This is a genomic window from Paraprevotella xylaniphila YIT 11841 (genome assembly GCF_900683745.1).
Taxonomy (GTDB): Bacteria; Bacteroidota; Bacteroidia; order Bacteroidales; family Bacteroidaceae; genus Paraprevotella; species Paraprevotella xylaniphila.
In genome coordinates this window covers 3,193,094-3,216,908 of sequence record NZ_LR215980.1, presented here as the reverse complement: position 1 = coordinate 3,216,908, position 23,815 = coordinate 3,193,094, and the positions used below count along the sequence as shown (strand labels likewise).

The 23,815-nt window shown below is 46.6% G+C and carries 17 protein-coding genes; all 17 read right to left on the bottom strand.

What is annotated here, in order from left to right; all coding sequences use genetic code 11:
• Window positions 1-39: 39 nt before the first annotated feature.
• A complete protein-coding gene (locus E0E47_RS13390; protein WP_130893955.1) occupies window positions 40-1,440 on the bottom strand; it encodes a glycoside hydrolase family 28 protein in 1,401 nt (466 codons plus the stop codon).
• Between the two features lie 42 nt (window positions 1,441-1,482).
• Complete coding sequence (locus E0E47_RS13385) at window positions 1,483-3,072, bottom strand: MGH1-like glycoside hydrolase domain-containing protein (protein WP_232038446.1); 1,590 nt, start codon at window positions 3,070-3,072, stop codon at window positions 1,483-1,485.
• Between the two features lie 53 nt (window positions 3,073-3,125).
• The gene (locus E0E47_RS13380; protein WP_130893954.1) at window positions 3,126-4,712 is read right to left on the bottom strand and encodes an OmpH family outer membrane protein; all 1,587 of its coding nucleotides are present in this window, start codon (window positions 4,710-4,712) and stop codon (window positions 3,126-3,128) included.
• Complete coding sequence (locus E0E47_RS13375) at window positions 4,690-5,115, bottom strand: ExbD/TolR family protein (RefSeq protein WP_008625844.1); 426 nt, start codon at window positions 5,113-5,115, stop codon at window positions 4,690-4,692. The genes E0E47_RS13380 and E0E47_RS13375 overlap by 23 nt, the downstream gene beginning before the upstream one ends.
• Window positions 5,093-5,557 (bottom strand): ExbD/TolR family protein, encoded by a 465-nt coding sequence (locus E0E47_RS13370; RefSeq protein WP_130893953.1) that lies wholly within the window; start codon window positions 5,555-5,557, stop codon window positions 5,093-5,095. Before E0E47_RS13370 ends, E0E47_RS13375 begins: the two co-directional genes overlap by 23 nt.
• A 2-nt stretch (window positions 5,558-5,559) precedes the next feature.
• On the bottom strand, window positions 5,560-6,897 hold the full coding sequence (locus E0E47_RS13365; protein WP_172604714.1) for a MotA/TolQ/ExbB proton channel family protein: 1,338 nt from the start codon (window positions 6,895-6,897) through the stop codon (window positions 5,560-5,562).
• A 631-nt stretch (window positions 6,898-7,528) separates the two neighbouring features.
• The gene (locus E0E47_RS13350) at window positions 7,529-8,191 is read right to left on the bottom strand and encodes a hypothetical protein (RefSeq protein ID WP_197730276.1); all 663 of its coding nucleotides are present in this window, start codon (window positions 8,189-8,191) and stop codon (window positions 7,529-7,531) included.
• A gap of 36 nt (window positions 8,192-8,227) precedes the next feature.
• A complete protein-coding gene (locus E0E47_RS13345; RefSeq protein ID WP_197730275.1) occupies window positions 8,228-8,875 on the bottom strand; it encodes a hypothetical protein in 648 nt (215 codons plus the stop codon).
• Window positions 8,876-8,942: 67 nt separating this feature from the next.
• A complete protein-coding gene (locus tag E0E47_RS13340) occupies window positions 8,943-10,700 on the bottom strand; it encodes an alkaline phosphatase family protein (protein ID WP_130893951.1) in 1,758 nt (585 codons plus the stop codon).
• Between the two features lie 13 nt (window positions 10,701-10,713).
• Window positions 10,714-12,834 carry a M60 family metallopeptidase gene (locus tag E0E47_RS13335; protein ID WP_130893950.1) on the bottom strand — a complete coding sequence of 707 codons (2,121 nt, stop codon included), beginning with the start codon at window positions 12,832-12,834 and terminating at the stop codon, window positions 10,714-10,716.
• A gap of 12 nt (window positions 12,835-12,846) precedes the next feature.
• Complete coding sequence (locus E0E47_RS13330) at window positions 12,847-14,655, bottom strand: hypothetical protein (protein WP_130893949.1); 1,809 nt, start codon at window positions 14,653-14,655, stop codon at window positions 12,847-12,849.
• 17 nt (window positions 14,656-14,672) lie between these two features.
• Window positions 14,673-16,394 carry a DUF5124 domain-containing protein gene (locus E0E47_RS13325; RefSeq protein WP_130893948.1) on the bottom strand — a complete coding sequence of 574 codons (1,722 nt, stop codon included), beginning with the start codon at window positions 16,392-16,394 and terminating at the stop codon, window positions 14,673-14,675.
• A complete protein-coding gene (locus E0E47_RS13320; RefSeq protein ID WP_232038445.1) occupies window positions 16,391-17,173 on the bottom strand; it encodes a fasciclin domain-containing protein in 783 nt (260 codons plus the stop codon). The genes E0E47_RS13325 and E0E47_RS13320 overlap by 4 nt, the downstream gene beginning before the upstream one ends.
• Window positions 17,174-17,198: 25 nt before the next feature.
• Window positions 17,199-18,716 (bottom strand): RagB/SusD family nutrient uptake outer membrane protein, encoded by a 1,518-nt coding sequence (locus E0E47_RS13315; RefSeq protein ID WP_172604713.1) that lies wholly within the window; start codon window positions 18,714-18,716, stop codon window positions 17,199-17,201.
• Between the two features lie 36 nt (window positions 18,717-18,752).
• Window positions 18,753-21,962: a SusC/RagA family TonB-linked outer membrane protein gene (locus E0E47_RS13310; protein WP_130893946.1), complete on the bottom strand. Its 3,210-nt coding sequence runs from the start codon at window positions 21,960-21,962 to the stop codon at window positions 18,753-18,755.
• Window positions 21,963-21,982: 20 nt separating this feature from the next.
• The gene (locus E0E47_RS13305; RefSeq protein WP_232038444.1) at window positions 21,983-23,035 is read right to left on the bottom strand and encodes a DUF5007 domain-containing protein; all 1,053 of its coding nucleotides are present in this window, start codon (window positions 23,033-23,035) and stop codon (window positions 21,983-21,985) included.
• Window positions 23,016-23,810, bottom strand: a complete 795-nt coding sequence (locus E0E47_RS13300) for a hypothetical protein (RefSeq protein WP_130893944.1) — start codon at window positions 23,808-23,810, stop codon at window positions 23,016-23,018. Before E0E47_RS13300 ends, E0E47_RS13305 begins: the two co-directional genes overlap by 20 nt.
• Window positions 23,811-23,815: the final 5 nt, after the last annotated feature.

Sequence of the window (23,815 nt, the reverse complement as noted above, 5' to 3'; positions counted from 1 at the left end):
ATCTGTTGATATTAAAAGACTCCGGCTATTTCAACGCAGCTATTCAGACACCACATCCGGCCGGATTTGCGAATAGTGTATGTTGTCCAACATCAGATTGATGACATTACGGCTTCGGTTGGATGCCCCCTTCGCTTTATCAACATAGACATCCCTAACAAATATATCTTTAGGCTTCAACCGTTTATCACCAGAAAAATCATAGACATAATCAGCAGAGCCACATTTTATGCCCCTTACGTGAATGCCTTTTATGGAAGTGAGGCGCTCTTCATAAGTAGGCACCAAATCCCTCCATTGGTACATGACATCCATATCCAACCCCACAAGGTAGCCTGTCTTATTACAGGTTATATCTTCCAAATGAATGTTTTCAACAAAACCTCCTCTTCGGCAATTGGTTTTAATGAAGAATAAACACCGTACAGAGCCAAGCACATCACAATGATGCATAAAGATGTTACGTATCCCTCCCGACAGTTCACTGCCTATTCCCAACAATGTATGTCCGGCCAGAATCTTACAATTCCTGATAACGATATTTTCACTGGGCGTATCCAACCTCCACGCGTCCCGGTTCCGTCCCGACTTGATGACTACCGCATCATCCCCTTGGTCAAACGTACAGTTCTCAATCAGGAAATCACGGCTCATTTCCAAATCTATTCCGTCATTGTTATGCCCATTAGCCTTTACATCAAGCCGACGCACAATACCTCCTTTGCACATATAAAGATGAATGGTCCAAAAAGGGCTCTCCCTGATGCTGAAGTCTTCAAGAGGCACATTCCGACAACGATTCAAATGTATCAGATGGGGACGGAGGTTATTCTCCCCTTCAGCCATTTGCCGTTTTTCCACCGCAATATCAGTGGATGCCATCTCATACAGTTTTTTCAATGCATCCATGTGGGCTTGAGGCCGGGCAAACCACTTTTTCCATGTCTCCATTCGCGGAGCCAAGGTCCCGCTGCCCGTAATGGCTATATTTTCACAATCATAGGCATAAACCAACGGAGAATAATTATAACACTCCATACCCTCCCATGAAGTCATGACAGCCGGAAGGTAATCTAAGGGAGCGTCCGTAAAACTCAGCACCGCCCCCTTCTCCAAATGCAGGTTCACATTGCTTTTCAAATGGACAGGCCCGGTCAACCATTCTCCTGCAGGAACGACCACACGTCCTCCACCAACCCGATGACAAGCATCCACAGCCCGTGCTATAGCTTTTGTATTCAATACCTTTCCCCCTTCTTTTGCCCCATACCGGGTTATCGGGAAATCTTTTTGGGGAAATACGCATAAGTACACAGAATCCATAGGAAACGGTGCTTCCACTTCCACTTTCTGATGCTTTACGCCACCAACCCCTGCATACAACGGAAAAAACGACACGAGATATGCAGCTATAAACAAAATTCTCAAAATCATGGCCATATTATTCAAATCAAATTAAAGGACAAAAAACATAATAAACTTCTACCATGAAACCCTTAGTTCCTGTAATCGGGCCGCTTGTGCCCTTACTTCTCCGTCCACAAGGACAAAAAAGCCCTTGCCCCGTCCATACCGTTTGCCCGTACGGTCGTAAAACACAGTCAAGACACGCCCTTGGTAACTCACGCCGTCAAGGCAAAACCACTCCCAAGCTTGTGCCGGCACAAGAGGATGGACGACCACATTATCACCGGTTTGCGGACGGATACCGACCAGTCCGGAAATCAACAAATCGCAATACGTCGAATGGTTATAGTCTTTTCCTCTTTCCACACCTCCTTTTTCCGCAGACCATCCGCCATCCTTCCAAGAGGCCAGTCTCGTACGGGAAATCCAATCACCCGTATAAGGATTCTGGTTTTCGTCTATCCACGGTATGATACGGCCGTCCTCGCAAACCCTCCTTTGAGAACGGCTATATTTCAGGAACTGGTCAAAATAATCCTTCTCGGAAACGACATCCTGGCTATAATTGTTCAACACATTTGCCAATGCCGTCAACGTGACAGAAGTGGCAAAAGGCCAAACCGGTCCGTTCCATTGGCACTCGTGCCCTTCGTAAGACAACCTGAAACGGGGATGCGACTGTTCTGCCGTAGTCAACCCGTAAGGGGCATTGAAACCACTGTCTGACTTCATGAACTTCCACGCCTCTTCAAACCCCTTCCCTTTTTCAGGAAGATTCATGTACCAAGGCGTATATCCTTGAAGTTCGCGCACATCCACAAACGTCCCCTTCCTTTCCGAACGAGTCTTGAAAAAACAGCCCTCTTCATCCCACAAACTGTCCTCGACCAACTTTCTGAGATGCCCGGCTTTCTCGTTATATGCCTTAGCCATATTCCCGTCGCCTAAACATCCGGCCATCTCAGCCAATGCTTTAGCCTCCCCATACATGTAAGCATTGATAGAAGGGCGTTTTCCGCTTCCGCCTATTTGCATCTCCATCCCATCCCGGTCATCATAAGTACTAAACAAGCCATCCGGATTCCGGCCTATAAAATGTCCGCCATTGTTCCACCCCCTTTCCCAAGCCGCGTAATTCTTCACCAGTTCCGGAAACAAATCCAAGACTACATTTTGACGGCGCAATTTATAATACTCCCACAGTGCATTGGAAACCCAAAAGCTATACATTCTCGGATTCCCTTCCGAAAACCAGAAACGAGCATAAGCATTCACGTACCCGGTGTCCCTCAACCAACGGCCTTCATAAATATGATGCGCCGCCGCACAGGCAATCGAGTTATATTTTCCGGACCAATACACTTTCGGAAGGAACTCTGTAAAAATGAATCCATGGGGTATCTTCTTGATATGTTTCCTAAAAGTCCACCAACGAAAATAGTATGTCGTCATCACCTCCTTGTCCGGACAATCAAAAAAGGGAATGTTTTCTTGGAGAAAAGCCCAAGACGAATCGTTAGGAACATGCTGAACATACAATTCATTGTCTTCCTGGTTAAAACGATCTATATAACACTTGTAGTCAGAAGGACGCAAGACATAAAAATCCCTATCCCCGGCATGGGCATAAAGAAGCCCCACGATGACAGCACTTGCCACTGCCATAAACCTTTTTTTCTTCATCTCATTCTTCTTTAAATCACACAAAATATTGCCACTCAGTCCGTAGCCACGGCATAGTCCTGAGGAATAATCAGGAAACTGAAGCCGGCAGCTCCTCCACCCCCGTTCTCCAAGCGGAGCAGGATGCGGTTCCACCCTTGGCGGAACGTGAAAGGTTCGATATGCTCGTCTATATGGTACCAACTCGTACCCTTGTCCTGCCAGACGTCTTTCCCGTTAATCCACACCCGGCCGCTATCGTCCGTCCCGATGGCCACAAGCATGGTCGTAGCCTCATCGAAATACAATTCGGTATAGGCATAATAAGTGGAATGCCCTGTCGTGACAGGCACGGTATTGTGCATGGACTCGCTCTGCATGAATTTCCAACGCAAAGTCCCGTCCAACTGGACTTTCTCGCCTATCATCTTGACCGGGTGTGAATCGGTTTCTTCCGTTCCGATGCCGACTTGCCCATCCGTATAGACGGCATCAAAATCCACTGCGATTTCAGGTTGGTGGACAATGGCAAAATCATCACGACCGTAATTTTCCCATGGCCCTATCATATACCACGTGTTCACATACAGCCATCCCTTACGTTCCGCGTCTTTTGAAAAACGTCTGCCGGGCAAAGCTTGGGCTTTGACCATCATCTCATTCAAACGCGGACCACGATACTCGCTATAAGGTGTCTTTACTTCATCATTGGCATAGTTCACTCCGCCTAAGCCTCCGTCTCCCCATCCTCCGCCGGGACTTCCGAATCCACCGGGCTGGCCTTGTCCGTTCCCAAGTCCACCGCCGGGCTTACCGATGTTTCGCGGAACACCGAAAAGGTTCTCCAGACGCGAACCTGCCAAGCCAACCTGCCGCGAAGCCTGTCCCAACAGCCCCCGGTAATTGTTCAGGTCTGCCGTGCTCCTCACGGACAACCCCGCACTGGCATTACTGCCCGCAGAACGTTTCCACTCCATTCCTCCGGTCTGCATCCGTATCAGTTTCTCAAAATCCGGCATGCGGGTTGCACTTTGTTGCATGGAACTGTATACTTCCGGAAAAGACAATCCCTTCTGCAACGTCTGCTTGGCCGCATTCACTGCCAAGTGGTTTTGTTGGATTTCCCGTTCATACTGCCGTAACATTTCATAGAGTTCCTGCACCGACGGCCGGTTGCCCAACGGAGGTTCGCCGGCCTGCAAGATGGCACGGGCCATGGAAACGTCGTTGGCATCCCTTGGAGCCGACGGCGGAAGCTTACGAGACTCCACTTGAGACAGCAACCGGTTCTTTTGGTTCCTCATCTTTTCCGCCATTTTTTGAAAATGCGACAACTGTGTTTTCAAATTCTTCTTCACGGATATTTCCGACTGTTCCACCAGTTCCTTCGCATACTGGGAAGGTAAAGCCCGGTGTGCCTGCTCCATCTTCATTTTCTCGTTCAATTTGGCCGGTCTCGCCGCACGAGGTTTCAGTGCACCGTGATGTTTCTCCACCGCATGTCCCTCCGGCAATTTCATCGTACCTTGCGTGGAAGATGGAGGGGCAGACAGGATGCCCCATGCCAATGCCGCACAGGCCACAAGCGCTATCCCCCAAGCCACGACGGTGACCTTCCAATCAGTTTTCGTTGTAGTGTTCATCGTATGTTCGTATACCTATATTCGTTAAATTATAAAACTGGCAGGCATCCATCACCTCCACAAAACGTCCGAAAGGCGTATTCTTGTCCATGTCAATGCGTATCCGGCGATCCGGAGTGGCAATACATACATCCCGCAACTGCTCATGCAGGAAATTGGCCGTGCAAGGTTGGCCGTCCCAGTAAAAGTTACCTTCACTGTCCAACCCCACAATCGCCTGTTTGTCATCGGGCTTCAGCTTCACTGCAGCCTGCGATGCCGGCAAGTCCACCGGAATATCCCTGTTCTTGACCTTGGTCATAGTAGACACCAAGAAAAAGATAAGCAGCAGGAACACACAGTCTATCAATGGAGACATGGAAACTTCTGGTTCCTCTTCGTTATTTCCCAAAGGTAGTTTCATAAGGCTTTCCTCCTAAACGGACCCGCGTATGCGTGAATCCTTCTAACTGACATTGATCGAAAATCTCTATTACCGTATTGACCGGAACCGACCGGTAAGCCGCCACCTCTATGGCCACATCCGTCCCCACCTTCTCACGCAAAGCATTCAGATAGGCATTCAAATCCCCGATGGGCAGATAATCGTTCTCCCCGGTATAGGCGTCATGGTTCGCCACCTCATAGACCTGCTTGTCCTCGTCCACGGCTATAATCACGGTATTTTCACCCGAACGGGTCGTAGACAAACTGGAAGTCATCGCAGGCAACGACAGCGGTATCTGCATCTCCCATTTCTTCATCATGGTCGTGACCAAGAAAAAAATCAGCAACAGGAACACGCAGTCTATCAAAGGCGACATCTGGATGTCCACCTTTTCGTCTTCATCCAAAGGCTGTCTCATGCTCACACGGTTTTCTTATTCAAATAAATCGTATTCACCACTTGTTCCACGCCCGTCTCGATTTGTGCCCCCAAATTGGATATCCGGCTTTTGAGGATGAAATATACGGCAATGGAGGGCATGGCCACTATCAAACCGGCAGCTGTCGTAATCAACGCCTTGGAAATGGAGTCGGACAAGATGGAGGCTCCCCCCTCGTCACCGAACAAAGCCACAAGACCGAACGCCTCGATCATGCCCACAATCGTGCCGAACAACCCTAAAAGGGGAGACAGGGAAGAAATGACGGAAAGAGGATAAATGCGTGACAAATGGCCACGGATGTCACGGGCCGCCATGTCACCGGCCGTCTGGCACACCGCCTCCCAGTCTGCATCACGATGCTCTACTATAAAGCCAAGGGCATTACCTAAAGTGGAAGGCTTCTTCCGGCAAAGGGCTACAGCTGCGTCGTAATCTTGCTTCTCGATGCATGCACAAACCTTCTCGGCCAGGCCTTTCGGTGCCAAACGCCCGCGAGTGGAAGTAAAGAAACGCTGAATCGTAATGACCAATGCCAAAATGCCCAATAAGTAAAGAGGATACATGATGAAACCTCCGGCCTTGATCTGGGCCACCCAGTCAATTTGCACCTTCTGCTCCGCTTCTTCATCCGTTTCAACGGGCACATCCTCCAAAGCCACAGAATCCATTGCTGCGTCGTCTATCTCCTCTACAGCCGCCACCTTGCCCGGCAGAATCTTGGGAGCCACATCCGCAAAATCGTCCTGGGTAGCCCCTAAAATGATGTTGTCGAAACCGGCATCCCGACGGGTCGGACAAAGGAAGGATATATCGGTCAGTGTAAAATCGCCAAAGTCCTTCCATAAGTCCCGGGTCACAACCGTCCAACCACCGGTCACTTTGTCGTCCACCTTCAGGCCCGACAAGTCTTTTCCCGGACCGGCCATATAAGTATAATTGTATTTCTTCCCCGGCGCACGTCCTTTCGCGTTTTTCGCGCCCAATTTCAGTCCGATTTCCTCCCCGCCCCATTTAATCCAAGAAAACGTGATATAACGGTATTGTCCCGGACCGGGATTCTCGCGGACAGGAATGGACAGTCCGCTAATCCGTGTAGGAGTTTCGGAGGGCTGCACATAAATATAATGCGTACTCCCTTCCCGGCATCCTCCTTCCCGGACAGCTTTGGGTTCGGAAACCTGCGCCCCCGCCGGCACTTTGTCCTTGAACACCTCATAACGCCCTTTTGCCCCGGCATGGGATGCCCCCAAAAAACAAGAGAGCAACAAAGCCCACACCACCGAACACTTTCTCTTCTTCTGCAATAAATTTCCCATGATTGATAATATTTATATGATTATATGATTCCACATCGGCAAAGATACCGAACACCGCCCTAAAACCGTTCCATTTTTCATTCAAATACATGGCATAAATGTGGAAATTACACTTGATGCCGAAAATGATTCACTTTTGCCCATTTTCATTCAGACAGGCATACCCGGTAAAAACCGCTGCAAGACTCCCTTCTCCATGCCGCTCCCGTCAGCTTCTCCGTCGCCCCCCACACCTCCAGAAAGTTTTCCAAAACATGTTTCATCCTTCAGGAATCCCAATAAAACATTTGTAATTAACCGTTTAAGTCCTGAAAGATGAATAGGCGATGTTTCAGGCCGAAACGCCCCACCCCTACAGGGCGGTTGGAAAAGCCCTTCTTTAGGACGTATTTTTTTTCTGCGGCAAACGATTTTTCATTCTCCTGAGACTGATTTTCCGTTCTGCGCCAAACGATTTCACCACTTACGGCAGGACGGATACATGCCACAACCTGACAAAAGGCTGAAAGATGGAATTATATCCTTCAGCCGCCAAACACGTTGGAATACAAACACTTGAAATCCATTCTGAAAGATGAACCCATTTTTCTGAAAATCCCTTGGTGTATAGACGGGCCATAATGGAGGATACTCATTCAAACAAGACTATGCTGTCCCAATCGAAATCCTTGTTCCAAATCATATAGGGGTAAGGAATCCACTTCCTATCCACATATAAACCGATACGGATATTATCCACGCTCCCGGCACTTCCATCATCCACATTAAGTATGGGCAAAGAGAGATAACGCCCCTGAGCATCCCCTGCATTAATCGCCACATGAACCAACTCCACTTTGAATTTCAAGTCCAACGGACTTCCAGTCGCTTCTTTCGTACGGTCATAATAATAAGTCAAAAGAAAATAAGGTCCCATAAAATCATGCCCATAACGCCGAATCTCAGGCACAGCATAAGCCCGGTAATAATCCGGTTGGAACTGGAGAATGATTTGAGTGGACTTGGCACGGAGATAAGCCTCACAATCCGACTTGGACCAAGTGTCGAGATTATGGTCGGGATATTTCTCCAAATACGTCCGGCAGACGTACGCCACACTGTCTAAAAGTTTCTCCTTCTCGTATGCAGACAAGGGGAATGGATTCTCGGCCACCGTCTTAGTACCCGGCAAAACCACCGGACGGTACCCCTCCATGGCGTAATAATGCCCTTGTACAGATAGAGGCTTCCGTGCGCACGAAACAAATATCAGAGCTACACACGCTATTAACAAATAAAATCTTGTATTCATCATATTCCAACTATTTTTAAATCACCTATATTATTCCTGTCACTTCCGACCATCATTCATATTCCAAATCATATAGGGATAAGGTATCCAATCGTCCAACAATCCACCCTCATAATCAGGTGCATGGAAGCCGTAGCCCAAGTTTTCCAAAATCGGCATATAGAATCCGGAAGCCTGCGCATTCCCAATATTGACGGACACCGCAATAAGCCCCGGAACTACACATGTTTCTCTACCCATTCCATATTCTTCCATGGAAGGATCATAATAATAGGTTAATGTATAATAAGGCACACCATACAAATTCCTGAAACGCCGAATCTCAGGCACAGCATAAGCCCGGTAATAATCCGGTTGGAACTGGAGAATGATTTGGGTGGACTTGGCACGGAGATAAGCCTCACAATCCGGCTTGGACCAAGTGTCGAGATTATGGTCGGGATATTTCTCCAAATACGTCCGGCAGACTTGCGTCACACTGTCCAAAAGCGTCTCCTTCTCGTATGCCGACAAGGGGAACGGATTCTCGGCCCCTGTCTTCTTATCCGACAAGGCCACAGGGCGGTATCCCTGCACCAGATAATAGTGTCGCTTTTGCGCCCGATATTCTTTCAAGACCTTTCTTGAACTGCCGCACCCACAAAATAAGAATATGCCCAAAAGCAATAAAATATTTTTTTCCATCATGTCCATCTTCCTTAACTAATTTAAAAAAACGGAAAGGGTGTGGTGTTCACCCTTTCCGCCTTATGATTTATTGGTCACGCCATTGTTCTTCCATCATATAAGATGACAAGAAGCAATGCCCGTCCAACTCGTCCCCCACAGCATCAGCACCGCACAGCCAATAAATAACCTGAGGTGCAATCAAGATGTTTTCCATCGCCAAATCTCCTGAAGCTAATTTCTTAGGCAATGTATTGGCCATCCTCACAAAAACAGGAGGGGTCTTAAAAACAAAGTCGGGCATCCCTTCCACCCTATTGGGTATTACAGAATCATTTTCCAGTTCTTCCGGAGAAAAACGCCATTCCCCAATCAAATGAGTACGAGCTGAAAAATCGGCAGGCACATCCAACAGACTTGCCAATTCATCTACTTCCACGTCTTCCAATTGAGTATCCCACAAGCGCAAGGAAGCCACATAATAAGGGCTTAACGTGGATGAGGTATTCCCATCATAACCATCATCCCATGCCCAATTTCCACGTCCTATCACAACAGCTGTCGAATCATCCTCAACTCCCATAGCCGACGTTTCTTCGTATTTTTGCCTACGCCCATCATAAGAAACCAAAAACATTCTACCGGCACCAGAGTTCGGTCCCATCCCCAAATAAAGAGAATGCCACCGATCGTCATTGCAAGCCGTAATGCCCTCTTCCAACGTTCCATTACCCGTAACCCTTAATTTCACGACATCACGTTGACGGAACATCCCCCATTGGCCTTTTCCAACCAGATAAGTCCAGTTCGGGCCATTATAGGTTTGTTGTTCCGTAGGAGTATTACGCATATTCATTTCTATGGAAAGTTGTTTCTTATTCCCTATTCCATACAATGCCGTAGTGTCCTCTGCCGTAGCCCATTCCGATGCAGAAAAACGGGCTGCATAAAAAACCTCCCCTTTCATCTCGTACGAAGTATAATGAGGATAATAGAATATGCCGAAAATATCCCGTTCCGGATCTGTGTTGCCGCCGTAGCGACCGTCAGGCGTCCCCCCGTGGTTCGATGTCACGCACACCAACCAGTCTTCATAATAAGCATCTTCGCGAGCCTCAATCGTGGCCAACAATCGTCCCAAACCCGTATCTACCAACTTCAAGGCATTCAGGTATGATGCATTTTCAGCCACGAATCCTCCTGATTTTCCAGCCTCCAACACTCCTTTAAAGGCAGCCAATGTCAACTGGTTATCTCCCTTTTCAAGTTGCCTCTGCAACACCTCCAACGTTTCTTCATCCGAAGAAGTGGTAATCACGGATTGCATCGCGCCGACATAACGGTTTAAGTTGGGCCAGGGAGAAATGCACGACATCAATAAGTTCGGCTCCTTATCCGACACATACTGCACGAGAGTCTTGGCATAAGTAACCGCCGCATCCCCTATCATGAAATCAGGAGTATAAGAATAATCTTTGATACGGTGCATACGGGAATTGATACCTGTAAGCATAGTGGCCCAAGTCAAAGGATCTTCCTCATCATACGACTCACGCCCTTCCGTCAGCAAGGCGTGGTCATCGGCGACCCCCGTCCAAACATACTTGCTATGCCCAAGCATCTTCTGCATGGCCGGGAGGGTTCCTTTCTCCACCTCCTGCTTCACCACAGAACCCACAGCCCCATCTATGTTGAGCCAAAGCACGTAACGTTTCACACTTTTTTTGGATGCCGCCGTGTCTTCTATCCCTCCGGCAATCGACTCAGGTGTATCATACTTCGTGCACGAAACGTACAACCCGCACAGCAACACCAATACGTATTTGAATCGGTTCATTATATCCATATTTCAAATTGTTTTATCGTTTATAAAAAAATGTCCCAAACTCCGAAAACATTTGTTGCCTGTCCTTATGGAAGTTTTCAAAATTCTCTTCATCACCTTCATTCGGTATGAACAAATTGGGCTTGTCGAACACCAAACGCAGGTAACGTGCCGTGACAGGCTGCGGGAAATCTATGAACTGCTCGTTTTTCAACAAACCGTCCACGGTCTGTTCCAAAACATACACGGTGCTCCATTCCTGTTCGCCATGCTGTTCCAAACCGAAGCCTGAAGCATCAGTCGTCTGCAACGTAAATCCGGAAATACAGCGTGCGTCCCCATTCGCATAATAAAAACCATCCATCACCTGCTCCTTTCCCATGTCGATGACCACATAATATGGAAGTTCGCTCGGAGAATCCTGATACCCTCCACTCCAAGGGGAAAGGTAAGAGCTCCAGTAAGAGTAGGGATCGCCATCCAGAAGATTGTCCGCAGTCTTCCAATCCGACTCAGATTTATACTCCTTGTCCTCGTTTTCACGCCCTTCGCTGTCCCAAGCCGCAATCTTCCATGCGCTACGGTTGGCACGGTAACGGAAAGACGAGGTTTCATATTGCTCCACATCCTCAAACGGATCCTCCGCCAACGGGTTTATTTTCCAGATTTGCTTGTCCAATAGAGGATAGCGTGAAGCATATTCACGCTCCGATCCGGAAACAGACATGCCCCAATGTTCATAGAAAGGAGTAAAATCCACCTGATAACGGTCGCAAAGTTCCCTGAAGAAACCCTCATAGTCGTTTCCGGCTCTTCTGTCATGGCTTAATTTATCATAGATGTCCCATTTCGGTTTATCCTGATAATGGTTTTCATATTCGGCAATTTGGACACGCGGTAAAAGATATAGGGACTTTTTTCGGTTCGCCTCTTCTTTAGCCGTATACAAATCCGATGACATCCACTTGGAAGTATCCGCCTCTGCATAGGACAAAGCAACCGGAACTGTAGACTTAAAATCTATCCCCATGTCCGATAATTCTTGTTCCAAACCAATCTCCTTGTTCCTCTCATTCATCCGATACAGAGGCACATAAAAATATTCATCCTCCCATCCCGTCACTCCATTATAAAAATAACTATACTTTTCCGCCACCATGGAATACACATTGATAAAATGCAAATCAGCCACAGAGTCAATATTCAACAGGTCATCATAAAGACTGGCCGTACGTACCAACATCATCCCCTGTTCGTTATCGGAACGCCTCGATTTGTTTTCCCGCAATTGGACATCAAAGACAAAACGGTTGGGAAACATGGGTTGTGGATTTGCCGCATCGGATTCTTTGTCAAAGCCTTGGGTACGATAAATCGTCTCCAACATTTCATCCCACGTAGCCAAACATGCCTCCATTTCCATCGCAAAATCAGGACGTTGGGAGAAATACAAGTCCAACTGGCTTCGCTCTACGGAGAACGCCACGTTTTTTCCTCTCAATTCCAACCAAGGGACTGTCGTAGCTTTCACTTTCCGTTTCCACTCACGCACGTCGGTTTTCCCCAAGACAAAATCCGGAGCCGCATACACATTGCAGAATGTCAACGGGACATCAGCATCCCCTTCTACATCCTGATCGCGCAACACCCAAAGATAACCTCCCAACGAGAAGCGTACGGTATTCTTTCCGGGATACAACGCTTTCCGATAATAGGCAATAGGTTCACGCAAGCCGATATTGTCATTCGTCAAGTCTTCCGTGTGCATACCCACTTGGACGGTCAGTCCCCAAACATTATCCGGCACATAAACCGTCACCAATTCCCCTGCACCCGCATACAACCCACTGCTATAAATGGATTGTGGGCCTTCTTGCATAATCCCCAACTGGATATATTTACGGGATAAATCCAAATAAACCACAGTATCTGCGATACGACGTTCTGAAGCCGTGTCCACCAATCCCGGAAACAAACGGGCTTTCTCGTACATGCTCACATCGATGCCCTGTACCGTATCCACTGTCACACGGGAGGAATCCGCCGCATTATCATCCCACCCGCTATCAAACTCGAAGTCACTGGCTTCACACCCTGAGAACAAAAAAGACATCCCCAAGAAAGCCACTAATATATAGTTCACTAAATATCTCATATTCCTTATGCTTTAATCGTTCGTTGTTAAATCCTTATAGGGAAGCGTACGCCCAATCCCCGTCCATCCCCATGCATCAGGCACGGTAAATCCCAACCATTGGAAAGTTTGGAATGGTATATCGACCAGATTAATGGACGTTTGGAAATAGGTCTTGCTATAAGGCGGTTTGACATTGGTCTCTTCCGACATGCCCTGTTGCCACAAAACATTGGAAGAAAGTGTCATATCCGATTTCCCTGCATTCGGTCCACCATAAATGGAACCATATTGGGAATAGTCCGGCAACACCTCCCCTTCATAATCCTCTTCCCGGTCGCAAGGCCAGTAACCAATCAAATTATCCCAATAAGGATAATCTTTTCCCAGTTCATCCAATCCCGACAGTTTATAATTCTCAGCTATGAAATCAGCCGGCAATGCCACATCGTAGACTTGCACATTGGTCACATAAATCTGTACTGTCGTGGAAGTATTTGAACGGAATATCTGCCCAATGGTAAGGGGAACCTTGTCTCCTGTAGAAACATCCACTGTCAAAGGTTCAAACTCTGCATTCCCATGAAGATCCAAATGCCCGTCTGTATATTGACGGAACTGTTGTTTCTTATAATCAAAAACTACCGTCAATACATGCCATTTTTTATCGTTCAACACCGAAGCCTGGTCTTGAATCGTCCAAATCCGTTTTCCATCGAACCTGGACAAAAGCCTGAAATATTCCGCTCCGGTTTCCCAACCTTCCCCCCCTCGGGGTTCTGTTTGGATGGCCTTAGACACAAAATCCAACCAGTTTTCTCCTCCATTGGGATAGCAGACCATGAATTGGACGGTATAAGATGTGGTGTCTTCCCCCTCTGCCGGCAATTTGAAATCGAACAAAGACGGGTCATTGACTTTGGCATAATCGGTAGCCCCCGTTCCGGAATAGGCCGGAGTGAAATACTTATATACCAATCCCTCATCCGAAGAAGGAGCCAAAATGCGCTCTTCACCGAAACGTTCATTATACATCAAGGTAAATGTATTGCGGTCTTTCATCTCATACACACTTTCGCCCGTATTGTCCGTGACACCTCCATAATTGGACGTTACTACCACCAACCAATCCTCGGCAGCATAATCCGGACGTGCTTGCAAAGCCGCCATGACCCGTCCTATACGTTGATCCGTTTCGGAAAGAGCGACTATGACTTCATCCGTAGGCCACCCGGCACGCTCGCCTTCAGGAACAATAAAACCGGCTTCCAATCCTGCCTGCTGCACTCCATTGTATTCTATAATGGTCAATGAGGGTACCTCGCCCGTAGCCGACAATATTGCCTCAGCATCTTCCGTGATTTGCTCATCCGTACCCCAACAAATCGTATCGGCCTCATCCTTGCATAAGTCGGAAAACTCACGTTCAGATGCCAATACCGCAATACGGCTTTCACCGTCAAGTCCTTTAAGGCGTTCCAAAACCGAAGGCGTATCGGAAGAGCGCTCCAACATTCCTGTCAGCAGATTATCCCATCCCAGACGACTTCCGACCAACGTATCGGAACGGGTATCAGCCAAACCGTCAAACGTATACAATGCCTTTTCCATCATGCCTTTCAGCGTCATCACCTTTCTGTCATTATTTGCCTCCCTTACGGCCGTACCGCTCGCCCCGTCCACCACAATCCAAAGCACATGTTTCTTATGGTAAGCGAAATCCTCATTCGGATAATCCGTCCGCAAACCATCCACCAAGTCATCGTTACAGGCACATAACGTAGCACCCATGCCACAAAAGACAGCCAATTTCCAAATGGTTCTTATCAAAATGTTTCTCATCTTTCTTCTTTTTTACATTAATGATCCAAGTTCACTTCCAACATCAAGACGTTATTGGCTTTCTGGCCATTGAAACGGTCAAAACTTCCCATCAACAACAGTCCATAAGAGCCCAAAGTCGTTTCCGTTTCGGCCACATGATAAAGTTGGCCGTTAAAAGTCCCGGGCACATTGAATTTCTGTTGTGCCGTACCGTCCATTTCCAGAATGAGGAATCCCAATCTCGGCACACCTCCATAAGTAGAGAACGTTCCGGACACAATCACCTTTTCCTTGTCTATCAACTGGGCAAAATTAACCGTACCGCCCCCTATCTCACGAGGTACAAACGTTTCATCCAATGTCCCGTCAGGGTTCAACATGGCCATTTGCTGACGAGGCTGCCCGTTGACATGTTCGAAACCTCCAACCACCATCATTTTATCCAAAGCCTTGTTATAACGCACCATGGTAACATTACCATCCGGTCCCGCACCCAAATTCTCCAAGAAAGCATGGTCTACATTTCCACCCGCATCCAAACGGACCATTCCCGGCACGGGAACACCGTCGAATGAAGTAAAAGAACCAACCAAAACCACTCCATCGTCCTTATCCATGCACGCATCTGCTATGATTCCACCCCCCGCGCCGGAATAGTGCCCAACCTTATCCACCAAACGATAAGTGGAGTCCAACACTCCACAGTCATCCATGCGGAATGCCGATGCGACCGGTGAAATACGCTGTTTGCTATCGACATAAGAAGACGCATATTCATTACATACGTACTGCGTAAGATTACCCACCGCCACTATCTTCTGACCGGAAGTCACAAACGAACGTACAATGGGTTGCAGACTTCCGCCATTCAGTTTGCTAAACGAATAACGGATAGGCTTGCCATTGCTCTCTTTTCCTGCATCCTCGAATACATATTGTTGCGTGGTGTCGGGATGGGCATTGGAACGCAACACCATGATATTGTTAACATATACCCTATCTTTCAAATCATACAATCCACCATTTTTAGGATTATACACTTCAAAAGCAGAGAACATACCGGATACCAACATACGCCCGTCTTCAAAAGCAGATATGGAATTAATATACGGAGGGGTATCCCCTTCAAAGGAGGAAGGTTTCACGCCATAGTCCGTACCAAAATCGGAAGAACTCCAACGGGTCACTACACCTTTGGAATTCACATGCCCGATGCACCAATGTTCATATTGGGCCAAATGCTGGAATCCTCCTACCAGATAGTTGTTTTGAGGCTTGCCATATTGGCTCACCGAACCATACACTATCCCATCCACCACTTTCGCAGACAAATCCCACAACTTATCTACCGAGATATTGCCTTCTATGGGAAAATAAGGGCCGTAAAACACTTGGTTTTCCATCACCAGATAAGTATTGCTCGACACGCACTCATCGGGAACCCTAACCGTCAACGTCGTATCGGTGGCTGCCAATATTTTGGTTTCCTGTTCTCCCAAATAGAATTTAAAAGCATATTCTCCCTTTTCCGGCACACAATAGTTCAATAACCCATCGGCCTTAAACACTACCGTATCTCCAGGATATCCCTTGGCCGGAACCGGATCTTCACTCAGCAACCTGAGGTCGAACTGCACTTTTCCACCTCCATAAGGATCTTCCGAAATGGAATGATCCAGTTCTTCACAACCGGAAAAACCGGTCAGCAAGGATAAAACCCCATATAAGCCCACGCCATATTTCATAACCAATTTCATAACCTATCCTCCTCTTTCTTCCGAATAAGACATTCCTTTTCCCTGCGCTTGACTTCCTCCAAAGGCAAAATACCTGCCCCAATCGCTTTCTGCGCAAAGACATCGCGGTCGAAACCAAAATTATGGTTCGTAAACCTTATGACATGAACCACGCCGTTAAAGGGCTGAATGTCACACGAAGCCACATAAGCATTAATCATATCCATACTGGCAAAATCGTTCACATAAGAATAAAGTATCTGGCGTGGACCGGCATATTTCACTCCAGAGGCATCATAGTACACGACTCCCATGTTCATAGGCTTACCTGCCAACGAGTAATAAGCTCCACCCGGATAAGCTGAAACGGCTGCTGTATCCAACTGGGGGATATCTTTCAAACAGTATTTCCCGGGAATGACATACATGGACAGGAACTCTTTCCATACTTCCGGTCTAATCTGCCGCAAATCTTTCACGCTGTCTTCTCCCATCGTGAAATACAACTTTCTACTCAGATAATCGACCGAAAAACTGATAGACCAGTCTGTCGGGGCAAAAAAGGTTATTTCACCATTTTGGAACACGGAATCCATTCCGGCATAATGGATCATTTCGACCAAGTCCGAAAAATAATGCTTGTCGGGATGCTGTTCCAAATAATCCAATACCGTACCGTTATAATACGGATTGTGTTTGCCCCCATCTTCCAAATAATCGTCATTCTGGCAACCTATGGCAGAAAAAGAGAGCACGACAGCCCCAAACCAAATCAGAAAATTTCTAAGTGAATATCTCATAAATAATAGTTTAAAGTACAACATTTTATTCCCAATAATTATTCAACGTAATCAACGTGTTATTCTCTTGTGCTTTCCTACTGATAGGCCACGTCCAAGCCCCTTCACGGAATTCACTCTTGGTCATGGGATGATAACAATATTGATTGTTATAAACCTTTCCAGTCCGCACCAAATCATAAAAATAATGCCCCTCACCCATTAATTCACGTACACGTTCCCAATAAATGGCATCTTTTAATTCGCTTCCGGACAGCGACAAAGTAGAAGCACCGGCACGTGCACGAATCCGGTTGAGCAAACCGCAGGCTTTTCCATCATCCGTACCTAATTCCGCCAAAGCTTCTGCATACAACAAGATGGCATCTGCCAAACGGAACACAATCTGATTACCCGAATTGGAGGTCACGCTCTTTCCATCATACAAGTCCACATGTTCAAATTTCTTCACTTCTTTAGGGTCTGTGTCCATGGTAGAGTAAATATTCTCATTAAACCAATACGTCACACGCTCGTCCGGTTCAGAAGGAGGATAAATCCGGGTCAGGAAATCATAAGTGTACTGAACGTATGGTTGACTACGGAGATCAAATACAGAATACATGACTTCGTTGGAATAAATGGCATTTTGGTTAAAAACCTCATTCCCGTTAATGTAACTCAGATTCTGCACAATCTCGAAAATACCTTCATTGCTTCCCCCACGGAACAACGTAGCCGTCTGACTTAAAGGCAACAACGTGTAAGCCTCACCGCTTTTTTCCACCAATTGCTCTCCATAATCCACCACAGCCTCGTAATAAGTGTTCTTCTGCGACTCATCAAAACCAGCCAGCCACATGTTCACATGCATCAATAGGGCCAAAACAGCCCCTCTTGAAGCCCGTATGGCTTTTTTGTCAGAGGAGTATTGTGTCCAGGGCAAACAGGTTACATCCGGATCATCCACTAAAATCTGGTTCAAATCCGCAGCAATGTTCTTCAGCACCGTTACCATATTGGTCCGCGGCAAAGGTTCTTGATGATAGGCATCCGTATAATAAGGCACATCTCCAAAATTACGCACTAAGAAGAAATAGGCCAAACCACGCATGAAAACAGCCTCAGCCTTATACGCCTTCTTTTCGTTTTCCGAGACACTCGTACGGTCAATCTCTTTCAAAAGGATATTGGCAGACTGGATAACTTTATAAAAGTTCTTCCATTGCATGATAGCCTCAGCCCGCTCATTATCATCATTCGGATAATGCTCCCTAAGCCCATTCAAATCATTAGACACCAAATCCTTAACATAATCTAAATTCCCATCCGTCTCTAACGGAGCACAACGCAAGTCCCCAGAGTAAAGGATATAACAGGATTTTTGCATCGTAGCGGCACGGAACTCCGTATAGATGCTGTTCACAAACCCTTCTACGGATTGCACGGATGCTTCATCCCACATTTCATCTCCTGACAGGTGTTCCTCACTCGTCGTATCCATCAGTCCACAGCTCCCCAACAAACAAGAAGACAGGGAAGCCACTGCTATTATATATTTCATTTTAAATAATCGTCTCATATTCATTTTTATTCATTATCATAAACCGATAGTCAAACCCATGGAGAAAGTCCGGGCATTGGGATAACCTCCCGACTGGTCCCAACCGATAGAACTTACATTCTCCGGATTGATTCCTGAATATTTCGTAAAAGTGTAAAGGTTGTTCAAACTCATCCGGATGCTGGCATGGCGGATGCGGATAAAGTCCGTCCACTTCTTAGGCAACGTGTAAGATAAGGTTATGGCATTAATCTTAAAATACGAACCATCTTCCAAAAACAATGTCTGGTCGGCACGGAACGGCTTTATCACGCTACTGTGCTGGTAATCGTATGGATTGGGATAATCCGCATGCGTATTGGTCGGAGTCCAAAAATCATACGCACTGATAGGAGTCAGTGCCGCATTCTTATACATCCCATCCCGACCTTCTATATTCGGGTCATTCAAAGATGCGAAATTATTAGCCAATACCTGATTTACAATGTCACGACGAAGCGTGAACGAGCAACTGGTAAACAGAGCCAGATTCTTGTAACGCAGATTCAAAGAAAGACCTCCGATAACACGCGGTTGGGAATTGCCGACAATCGCTTTATCTTTCTCATCTATCACATAATCCCCGTTCAAATCAGCCCAAATAGGATCACCAGCCTTGAAATACGCATTCGGATTGTCGGCCGAAACACCTTCACCTCCGACTCTCAAACGAAGTCCCGTGGCAGGATCGACCGGCACATCTTCGTCTGTGGCATACACACCTTTATATACGTATAAGAAATTAGACATGGCATTCGAACCCAACTTATTCACAACCTCCGCGTTAGAATTGATAATCATACGGGCTTCGTCCGGCAACTTTGTCATCACGTCCCGATTAATCGTAAAGTTCGTCATGATGTCCATGCTCCAGTTGCTTTTAGGACGGAAAGGACGAACCACCAAAGCCAACTCCATACCATAATTGACCAAACTCACCTCAGTAGTAGGCACCATATCAAAACCGTTATGGTCGGCCAGTTCAATCGAACTCAACTGATTGTCCACTTGCTTATAATACCAATCTCCCTGAAAAGACAAACGATTGTTCCATAATCCGAAATCCAAACCCACATTCCATTGCGTTGTTGTAATCGGGTCTATATTATTATTCGGCATATTCTTGAAATCAATGGGAATCACGGTATTACCATTATAAGTATCGCTTCCTAACAAGTAGTTTCCCCACACGTCATATTTCGTAGCCTTATATTTGACTACCCTACCCCATGATGCCCGGATGGCAGAATAATCCACCCAATTCCAATTCAGTTTTTTAAAGAATTTCTCCTCATCGAAGTTCCAACGCACGCTCACACCGGGATTGACGACCCATTTCACGCCCCGGCCGTAAGCTGAATTGGCTTCAGGACGTATGGTCGGCGTAATCACATACTTATCTTTTCCTCCTGTGGGATTTTTAAATCCTATAGTCGGAGCAATATTGAAAGACACGGTATTATCTTCCTCCGAAGTCACAGCCTCTGCCCATGAAGAAGCATAACCAAGCGGCCCCCATAAATAATCATTGACCAGTCCGGTCTGTCTGATTTCATTCCCGTTACTTCTATTGGAACTGATTTCTCCCGTCACGGTGAGGCCGTATTTAAGAATCCCCGTCGAACCGGAATAAGACAAACTGGTACGCCCATAAAGCCTGTCGCTATATTTGCTCAATCCGTAAAGTTGTGCTTGATTGCTGTTCAACATACCGGGAGTGAACTTCTCATTTTCCGTATTGTTATAAATATACCCGGCCGTAACATTCCACCGGATATTCCACGGCAACTGATAATTCATGTTTATATTGGCATCGTACGAAACACTTGTCGTATTTTGTTCCACCATCAAGGCTCCCAAAGCTGCATTCGAAGCACTATATATGGACGGAGGAGGCAGCAAGGAAGAAGCAGAAGCTCCACTGGCCACACCGGTCTGCTGCAGCGCGTTTCCACTTCCAGATCCCGTAATACCCAACGTGGCATTGACCCCGACATACAAATTGAACTTCTCTGTCGGCGCATATCCCATATTGGTACGGATTCCGTAACGGTTGAAGTCCGTATTGGTAATGATACCTTCTTCCGAATAATAGTTTCCGTTTATCTTATAATTGAATTTCGTACTTCCACCTTTTACCGACAAGTTGTAGGTCTGGTTTACCGTGCGACGATAATAATTCCCCTGCCAGTCCGTATTGTTATTGTAATAAGGATTCAAACTGTCTGTCAAAGCCTGATTCCCGTTCACATCATAATAACCATTCCAACGCGACGTGTCGTTTTGTAGAATTTGGTCGATACGGGACATTCGTTCTGCCCGTCCCACCAACACATCCCGAAGACGCGGAGGAATATTCACTTTCATATCCATTGAAAAATCAATCTGGGGTTTGGCTGAATTTCCACGTTTGGTGCGAATCAAAATCACACCGTATGCACCACGTGAGCCATACTGTGCCGTGGCTGCCGCGTCCTTCAATACTGTTATGTCCTCTATATCCTCGAAAGACAGACTTGACAACGGGCTGACCCCAGAACCTGACAATAATCCATTAGCATCAAAATCACCTACATCTTCTTGCGGAATTCCATCAATAACAAATAGGGGAGCGGAAGAACCCAAAATATATTGTTGGTCATCTCCTTCACCTACACCCTGAATTGAAATATCAGATATACCCCGGATGGTATAAGTTCCGATTGAACCTGGCGCGCCATTGTTCTGCTGTACGTTCAAACCGGCTACCCGCCCTTGCAGCAGCTCCATGACATTGGAAACCGGAGCCGGTGGCAAATCTTTTGTATTCACGACCGTTACGGAAGCTCCCACGTCAGCCCGACTCTGTGACTGGTAAGCCACCACCACCGTCTCGTCCATCGCATTCACGCTCTCTTCCATAAATACGTCCATGTCCTTTTTGGCTTTCGCCACTTTCATTTCCACCGTCCGGAAACCCATATAAGAAAATATTAGAGTAGCATTACGGTCTGCCTTCAACCTGAAGCTTCCGTCCATTTTGGTTAATGCACCATTTCCCTTCTCGCCCTTTTCACCACGGACCATGACCGTCACGCCGGGAATAGGTTCACTACTCTCGGCCAACCTCTCGTATACATGTCCGGAAACCTCCACGACCTGCCCGTAAACCCGGTTCACGAATAAGGAAAACAGGCAAATCAAAGCCATGATATTTAGTTTCTTCATTTTTCAACTTCATTATAAGATTAATAATTATCCCTGAACTCAGGATTACCCCCAGAAAACACAAAGATGATATCCCAATGTCCTTCTTTATAAATGGCAAAATCAAAGGCCATGGATGCCCTTACACGATAAGTTCCTCTCATCAATCGGTCATAAGCAAAAACCACATGGGCCTTGTCACCTTCTTTATTCGTATAACGAGTTGGCAATTCATTCAAAGGAATCGGATACGCCACCTTGTAACGTACATAATCGTCCGTCATTTCCATATCGAAGCCATGAAGCAAATTCGTCCAATCTGTCTTAGAGAATTTCCGGGGAGAAATCGGTTCGTAATCCTTTGTCATGAAACGAAAAGTCAACGTATTGTCCTTAGACGTATTCTCCAGATTTTCGCGAAAATAGACCTTGATGTCTTCTTCATTCATCACACCGAAGAAACCACTTGTACCCTCCTTATACATTCCTTGCACTGAAAGAGGATGTACAAAGTCCTCCGTGATGACTCCCGTCAGTTCATCCATGTTCGTCGGTTCATAATCCCGTTCACGTTTGGGTATTAAACGGAAACCCGTATATTCTTTCCAACCACCGGAATTTACCGCACGGATGTCAAATATGTAACCGGAATCCGGATCGCATTTGACGAACGACGAACGTGCATTGGCCCATAATATGACTTCTCCAGAATGCTTACGCACCTGCAACAGGCTACGATTCTCATATCCTCTTTTCGCCTCAATCTCCTCCAATGAAGTTTCGGTTCCCAAATAAGGGGATTTCCACACCCTCACAGGGAACTCATCCGTCAATTCCGGAGCCTCGCTACCATCGTGGCGTACCACCCTGGAAATCGTAAATGTAAGAGGCTGAGTGGAATTCCCTGCACTGAAATTGTCGGATGCCACATTGTCACGCCCTAATACGGGACGGTACATCGTTTGCGTAAAGGCAGCATCCTTGTCAAAAGAGTCCAGACTCTCCGGCAAGAAGTTATCCACACAAGACTGCAACACGCAGCCTCCCATAGCCACTGCCCACCAAGCGCATATATTATTTCTTTGTCTTTTCATTCCCATAATTATAAAATAATTGTTCCATTCCATTAAAACCAAACTCATGGCCGTCCGACAACACATGAACACAGCCATTATTTGCCATGATATCAAACGATTCCACTTCGGCCTTCACCCAAGTCGATGTAACTTTGGAATCCCACGTTTCTATCAGACGCATATAACGTGTCCCGACCTCTTCCGCACCGGAAGCCGCTCCCCGGCCTACTTCCATACGCATCAAATGGCCATACGACATACAGGGCACTTCCGTTGCACCTACGTTCAACACATCCTCCATGGAATACCGTCCATCAAACAGGTAACAGTACAACATGGAATCCAATTGGTGGCGATAATCATAATGCCGCGTAATATAAATAGTATCGTTATCTTCAGTGGACACTTGGTGCACAATCGTATCCACCACGGTAAAAGGTTCTATCAACAAATCTTCCAACCCCAAATGCTTGCCTTTCCCATAAGCTTCACGATACCGGTTCAGACCGTCGAATGCCAATCTGAACGATTGGTCCGTTACAGCAAATAAAGTTACCTCTTTACGTTTCTGCAATGAATCTTTCAATCCAGGAAGGCGCCCTGCCAGAAAAAGCAAAGAATCATATGTTACATCAGGATGAGCCGCCTTATCCGCAAGATAATCATACAACGTTCCCTCATAACGCACCGTGGATTCTTCCAAGGGATAAGTGCCAGACTCATACTCCTGACAAGAAACCCATCCGAGCATCAAAGCTCCAAATACCAATACATTAAAAACAAACAGTCTCATGGTAC

Bases quoted from the DNA above. Each gene is read 5' to 3' on its own strand.
- E0E47_RS13305 (WP_232038444.1), bottom strand. From the start codon at position 23,035: ATGAAAAGACAAAGAAATAATATATGCGCTTGGTGGGCAGTGGCTATG.
- E0E47_RS13335 (WP_130893950.1), bottom strand. From the start codon at position 12,834: ATGAGATATTTAGTGAACTATATATTAGTGGCTTTCTTGGGGATGTCT.
- E0E47_RS13315 (WP_172604713.1), bottom strand. From the start codon at position 18,716: ATGAAATATATAATAGCAGTGGCTTCCCTGTCTTCTTGTTTGTTGGGG.
- E0E47_RS13385 (WP_232038446.1), bottom strand. From the start codon at position 3,072: ATGGCAGTGGCAAGTGCTGTCATCGTGGGGCTTCTTTATGCCCATGCC.
- E0E47_RS13330 (WP_130893949.1), bottom strand. From the start codon at position 14,655: ATGAGAAACATTTTGATAAGAACCATTTGGAAATTGGCTGTCTTTTGT.
- E0E47_RS13325 (WP_130893948.1), bottom strand. From the start codon at position 16,394: ATGAAATTGGTTATGAAATATGGCGTGGGCTTATATGGGGTTTTATCC.
- E0E47_RS13375 (WP_008625844.1), bottom strand. From the start codon at position 5,115: ATGAAACTACCTTTGGGAAATAACGAAGAGGAACCAGAAGTTTCCATG.
- E0E47_RS13310 (WP_130893946.1), bottom strand. From the start codon at position 21,962: ATGAAGAAACTAAATATCATGGCTTTGATTTGCCTGTTTTCCTTATTC.
- E0E47_RS13380 (WP_130893954.1), bottom strand. From the start codon at position 4,712: ATGAACACTACAACGAAAACTGATTGGAAGGTCACCGTCGTGGCTTGG.
- E0E47_RS13340 (WP_130893951.1), bottom strand. From the start codon at position 10,700: ATGGATATAATGAACCGATTCAAATACGTATTGGTGTTGCTGTGCGGG.
- E0E47_RS13345 (WP_197730275.1), bottom strand. From the start codon at position 8,875: ATGATGGAAAAAAATATTTTATTGCTTTTGGGCATATTCTTATTTTGT.
- E0E47_RS13370 (WP_130893953.1), bottom strand. From the start codon at position 5,557: ATGAGACAGCCTTTGGATGAAGACGAAAAGGTGGACATCCAGATGTCG.
- E0E47_RS13390 (WP_130893955.1), bottom strand. From the start codon at position 1,440: ATGGCCATGATTTTGAGAATTTTGTTTATAGCTGCATATCTCGTGTCG.
- E0E47_RS13320 (WP_232038445.1), bottom strand. From the start codon at position 17,173: ATGAGATATTCACTTAGAAATTTTCTGATTTGGTTTGGGGCTGTCGTG.
- E0E47_RS13350 (WP_197730276.1), bottom strand. From the start codon at position 8,191: ATGATGAATACAAGATTTTATTTGTTAATAGCGTGTGTAGCTCTGATA.
- E0E47_RS13365 (WP_172604714.1), bottom strand. From the start codon at position 6,897: ATGGGAAATTTATTGCAGAAGAAGAGAAAGTGTTCGGTGGTGTGGGCT.
- E0E47_RS13300 (WP_130893944.1), bottom strand. From the start codon at position 23,810: ATGAGACTGTTTGTTTTTAATGTATTGGTATTTGGAGCTTTGATGCTC.